The organism is Halomonas marinisediminis (assembly GCF_004347715.1).
Classification (GTDB): Bacteria; Pseudomonadota; Gammaproteobacteria; order Pseudomonadales; family Halomonadaceae; genus Halomonas; species Halomonas icarae.
The window spans coordinates 1-280 of record NZ_SLTR01000375.1 but is presented as its reverse complement, the minus strand read 5'-3'; the positions used below and the strand labels follow the sequence as shown (position 1 = coordinate 280).

The following is a 280-nucleotide window of genomic DNA, read 5'->3' as shown; positions in this document are numbered from 1 at the left end:
TGGCGGCGCAGTTCCTCGACCTCGTCCTCGGCGAAGCGTGGCAGGATCGGGTCGCGCTTGTAGGCCTTGAAGGCGCAACGGCGCGCGATCTCGATGGTATTCTCCAACGCCTCGGGCAGGTCCGCGAACAGCGTCGCCATCTCGGTCTGGGACTTGAAGTAATGCTGATCGGTCAGGCGGCGGCGCGGGGCCTGCTGGTCGACATAAGCGCCCTCGGCGATGCAGATCAGGGCATCATGGGCCTCGTACATCCCCGGATCGGGGAAATAGACGTCATTGG

Annotated in this window: 1 protein-coding gene; it reads right to left on the bottom strand. The window is 64.3% G+C overall.

All coding sequences use genetic code 11. The features are described from left to right. Positions 1 to 280: hypothetical protein (locus E0702_RS17055; protein ID WP_132045730.1), on the bottom strand; the 280-nt coding region annotated here is incomplete at both ends.